Below are 4,266 nucleotides of genomic sequence, written 5' to 3' on the forward strand. Positions count from 1 at the left end.
TTGAGTTATATATTTAGCTTCTGTATTATTTGATTTTGATAAATAGGCATTTCTTTCATCATTCTTTCAATTGTCTTGTGAAATATAGTTTCTTTGAAAATTGATCTATTAATTCTAAAAGTAAATTCATCAAAATAAGATTGAATATGTTTCTTGCTAACATGAGTTGGAACAGTTCTTATCCAAGATTTTATTTGATGAATTACGATGTGCATCTCTTTAAAATTCTTTCCGTTTTTACTTTCTTTCTGTTCAATGTTATATTTTGCTTTTAATGGAGAATAACCTCTCCATTTATCAGTAAATATTTTTGCACTTGTACTAATATGTTCCTCAAATATCGGCGTCAATGATTTCGCAGAATAATCATCAATGGCTTTTACATAAACTCGTTTTACTTTGTTTTTATCAGTCAATTCAACGGCTATGACAGCTTTTGTCTTTTTAGTATCATAACTTCTTCCTTGTTTTCCATCTTCTTTTCCTCCAACTACAAATTCATCAACATGGACAATTTCTGACAAAGGATATTTATGACTACTTTTCATTGCAACTCTTACTTTCTGCATAAAAAACCAAGCTGTAGTTTGACTAATTCCATATCGTTTTCCAACCTGAATACTGGACAAACTTTTGGTTGTGGTTGTCATTTCAAAAACAATTAAAAATGCTTTTTGTAAACCAAATTTCACTTTATGAAACAATGTGTTTGCTGTGGCACTTTCCACATGGTTACATCTATAACAATGATAGGTAAAACCTGATTTCTCACATCCTTTTTCTGCTCCACATTTAGTACATTTAAAACCGTCCGTCCATTTAATTTTGCTCAAATATGCTTTGCAAGCATCATCATTCGGGAATTCTTTTACTAGATTGAGTATGTTTTGACCTTTAAAATTATCCATGTATCAGTATTTAATGGGACTAATATACGGAATTTAAATTAATAACTCAAATAAATTTAATTATACAATTACTAAAAGTGATGCAATTGAAGATGATATGGCAATTCCGCCATTGTTTATTCAACCTTTGGTAGAAAATGCCATTTTTCACGGAATTGTACCAAAAAAAGAATTTGGAATTATAAAAATAGATTTTTACATAGAAGACAATGGCTTAAAATGCAGTATTCTAGACAACGGAATTGGAATTCCAGCATCTAAAAAAATGAAAGAAAACTCAGTTTCGGTTCATAAATCTATGGCAATTGATATTATTAATAAACGTTTAGAAAAAATACAATCAACTACAGGACAAGTATCTAAAATGATAATTGAAGATAAAGAAAATGGAACAAAAGTAATTTTGACTTTGCCAATACAATTTATAAATGTCTAATTTGTCATTCTGACGAAGGAAGAATCTCTGCGTTTAATTTGTGAGATTCTTCGTGCCTCAGAATGACAAAAAAACAAAATAAAGTATGATAACTGCAGTAATAATAGACGACGACAGCAACATAATAAGCGGAATGCGAGGTTTGCTTACATTATTTGCGCCACAAATTGACATTATTGGCGAAGCAGATACCGTTTTGTCTGGTATTGCAGCAATTGAAAATTTAAAGCCGCAAGTTATTTTTTTAGACATTCAATTAACTGACGGAACAGGATTTGACATTTTAGAAAAAATAAACGAAAAACAAGGCAAAATAGAAAGTCACGTTGTTTTTATAACTGCTCACGAAGAGTTTGCCATTAAAGCATTTAGATTTAGCGCTTTAGATTTTCTTTTAAAACCTGTTGATCCTGGAGAATTAAAAAAAGTAATTGAAAAAATAATTAAAACCATTGAAAAGAATAACGAATTTTCTAACATAGAATTACTTTTAGAAAACGTAAAAAAAGAAAAAAACAATTTTAAGCGAATTGCACTTTCTAATTCTGATGGCATTCATCAATTTGAAATTGCAGACATAATTAGATGTGAAAGTGATGACAATTACACCAAGTTTTTCATGAAAAATGGCAGAGTAATTCTAATTTCTAAAACCTTAAAAGAATATGAAGAATTATTAAAAGACAGCGGCTTTTTAAGAGTACACCAAAGTCATTTAATAAATTTAAAATATTTAAAGTCATACATCAAGAAAGAAGGCGGCAACATTATTATGCAAGACAATACCAACATACCCATTTCGCAACGAAAAAAAGAGTTGTTGCAGGATATTTTGTTTAAACAAATTAGCAAATAAAAAAATTCAATAAAATAAACCCAATTTATTATGAAAAAGTTATTATTCATTACACTGTTGTTTTCGGTATTTGCAAATGCTCAGATTGTTAATATTCCTGATGCGAATTTTAAGACGAAGTTGCTACAATCTAATGTAACAAATCAAATCGTATATGGTAATGGTGGTTATATCAAAATTGATGCAAATAACGATGGTGAGATACAGGTTTTAGAAGCTCAAGTAGTTGATAGTTTGAATGTTGATAATTCAAATATTTCTGACTTAGTTGGTGTTTCAAGCTTTAGTAATTTAAAGAAATTAAATTGTAGTAATAATTGGAACATTTTAAATTTAGATGTCACAAGTTTAAATCAATTAAAAGTTTTACAATGCCAATATAATAGTATATCAACTTTAGATTTATCTTTAAATATTAATTTGACCTATCTTGATTGTGGTTCAAATCTACTTACAAATATTAATTTATTACAATTATTAAACTTAAATCATTTAAATTGTTTTGGAAATCAATTAACAGCATTAAATATTACTGGATTGATTAATTTAAATTATATTCAATGTTGTTGTAATCAAATAAATTCAATTAATTTAAATGGCATGATTAATTTGAAAGAACTTTATTGTTATAATAATTCTTTAACAAATTTAGACGTTTCTAACTTAACATCATTAGAAACAGTAAGTTGCAATGACAACACTATTAGTCTAATTAATTTAATTGGTTGTTCAAACTTAAAATATTTATATTGTCAATCAAATCAAATCACTATTTTAGATTTAAATAATTTAAGTAATTTAGAGACACTTTCTTGTTCTGGAAATTTAATTTCAGCGTTGAATTTAAATAGTTTAAATAATTTAATAAACTTTTATTGTAGTGGTAATTTATTAATTAATGTTGATTGTTCATCAAATATTAATTTACAATATTTTTCTTGTATTGGAAATCTATTTTTAGAAACAGTAATTTTAAAAAATAGCACATTAAACGAATCAAATGAGGATACTTTTATTGGTTGTAATAATCTAAATTTTATTTGTGCAGATGAAGATGAAATTTTAAACATCAATTCTAATTTAAGTTTTGCAGGGTTGACTAATATAGTAGTAAACTCCTACTGCTCTTTCATTCCAGGTGGAAACTACAATACAATAACAGGAACCACAAAATTCGATGCCAACAACAACGGTTGCGACACCAACGATTTACCTCAAAAAAACATTAGAGTAAACATTAATGATGTTACAACTACTGGAGCAAGTTTTACAAACGCTACAGGAAATTACAAATTTTACACACAAGCTGGAAATTTCAATATTACTCCAAGTATTGAAAACCCAACTTGGTTTAACTTTTCTCCAAACACGGCAACAATTCCTTTTGCAAATAATAATAACAATGTTGCAACTCAAGATTTCTGCATTACAGCAAATGGTATTCATAACGATTTAGAAATTGTAATTGCTCCAACAATTCCAGCAAGACCAGGTTTTAATGCTGAATATCTTGTAACGTATAAAAATAAAGGTAATCAAACAGTTTCTGGCAACTTAAATTTCAACTATGATGATTTAATTTTAGATTTTGTATCATCAACATTTGCAACTACAACTCAAAGTACAGGAATTTTAAATTATGATTTCATTAATTTACAACCATTTGAAAGTAGAAGATTTTACATCACTCTAAACGTAAATTCACCAACAGAAACACCAGCAGTAAATATTGGAGACATTCTTAATTTCTCGGCAGCAATAAACACAACACTTTCTGATGAAATTACTTCAGATAATTTATTTACTTACAATCAAACGGTTGTTGGTTCTTTTGATCCAAATGATATTACTTGTATTGAAGGAGAAAGCGTTTCAACATCAGAAATTGGAAATTATTTACATTACATAGTAAATTTTGAAAATACTGGAACTTTTCAAGCAGAAAATATTGTTGTAAAAACAACTATCGATCCAAATCAATTTGATATAAATTCGTTGCAATTATTAAGTGCTTCCAACCAAGTTGATGCCAGAATTACAGGAAATGTAGTAGAATTTATTTTTGA

Annotated in this window: 4 protein-coding genes; 3 read left to right on the forward strand and 1 reads right to left on the reverse strand. The window is 27.7% G+C overall.

The window, feature by feature from the left end; all coding sequences use genetic code 11:
* Positions 1 to 5 precede the first annotated feature (5 nt).
* Complete coding sequence (locus ACH2BC_RS00930; protein ID WP_395052062.1) at positions 6 to 908, reverse strand: IS1595 family transposase; 903 nt, start codon at positions 906 to 908, stop codon at positions 6 to 8.
* Between the two features lie 97 nt (positions 909 to 1,005).
* On the opposite strand from ACH2BC_RS00930, the gene ACH2BC_RS00935 reads away from it, so the two are divergent.
* The 3 genes from ACH2BC_RS00935 to ACH2BC_RS00945 all read left to right on the forward strand — a co-directional run.
* The gene (locus tag ACH2BC_RS00935; RefSeq protein WP_395052064.1) at positions 1,006 to 1,344 is read left to right on the forward strand and encodes a hypothetical protein; all 339 of its coding nucleotides are present in this window, start codon (positions 1,006 to 1,008) and stop codon (positions 1,342 to 1,344) included.
* Between the two features lie 85 nt (positions 1,345 to 1,429).
* Positions 1,430 to 2,200, forward strand: a complete 771-nt coding sequence (locus ACH2BC_RS00940; protein ID WP_395052065.1) for a LytR/AlgR family response regulator transcription factor — start codon at positions 1,430 to 1,432, stop codon at positions 2,198 to 2,200.
* A 30-nt stretch (positions 2,201 to 2,230) separates the two neighbouring features.
* Positions 2,231 to 4,266 (forward strand): leucine-rich repeat domain-containing protein (locus ACH2BC_RS00945; protein WP_395052066.1); only part of this gene is annotated, 2,036 nt, incomplete at its 3' end.

Source organism: Flavobacterium sp. (assembly GCF_043760115.1).
Classification (GTDB): Bacteria; Bacteroidota; Bacteroidia; order Flavobacteriales; family Flavobacteriaceae; genus Flavobacterium.

What these genes read in the sequence shown, in the direction of transcription:
- ACH2BC_RS00940 (WP_395052065.1), top strand. Translation starts at nt 1,430, where the DNA reads ATGATAACTGCAGTAATAATAGACGACGACAGCAACATAATAAGCGGA.
- ACH2BC_RS00935 (WP_395052064.1), top strand. Translation starts at nt 1,006, where the DNA reads ATGGCAATTCCGCCATTGTTTATTCAACCTTTGGTAGAAAATGCCATT.
- ACH2BC_RS00930 (WP_395052062.1), bottom strand. Translation starts at nt 908, where the DNA reads ATGGATAATTTTAAAGGTCAAAACATACTCAATCTAGTAAAAGAATTC.